General features: G+C 60.6%; 1 pseudogene. It reads left to right on the top strand.

Annotation, left to right across the window (positions count from 1 at the left end):
- Window positions 1-508, top strand: a pseudogene (locus WFK98_RS27250) (DUF2793 domain-containing protein); the annotation flags it as partial.

Below are 508 nucleotides of genomic sequence, written 5' to 3'. Positions count from 1 at the left end.
GGCCGCGATTGCCGCCGCCCTGAAGCTTGATACCAGCGTCTACACCGTGATCATCCAGCTTGCGGATGGGACGTATACCGCCGGCGGCATCATGCGAGCACCGTTGATCGGTTCTGGTCGACTTCGCATTCAGGGCAACAACGCCACACCTGGCAATGTGATCGTCTCGGCGGATGCCTGCTTCGCGTCCGAAGGTGGCCGACTGGAAATCCGCGATCTTGAGATGCGGGCGACGTCCGCCGGCAACTGTCTTGCTGCCAGTAAGTCCGGGACGCTCTGGTTCCGGAATGTTCGCTTCGGTGCATCAGCCGGCGGGGCGCACATGAATGTGTCGTCAGATGGAAAAGTCCTCGCGGAAGGGGCGTATTCTATCGTTGGCGCGGCGGCATATCACGCTGTCGCATACGGCGGACTGATCAACTGCCAGTCGCAAGCAATTACCCTTGCCGGCACCCCAGCATTCTCTTCGGCTTTTGCTCTCAGCTCGCTGCTCTCGACGGTCGTCTTC

It is taken from the genome of Kaistia sp. MMO-174 (assembly GCF_037147815.1).
GTDB classification, from domain to species: domain Bacteria; phylum Pseudomonadota; class Alphaproteobacteria; order Rhizobiales; family Kaistiaceae; genus Kaistia; species Kaistia nematophila.
This window is presented reverse-complemented; position numbering and strand designations above follow the sequence as displayed.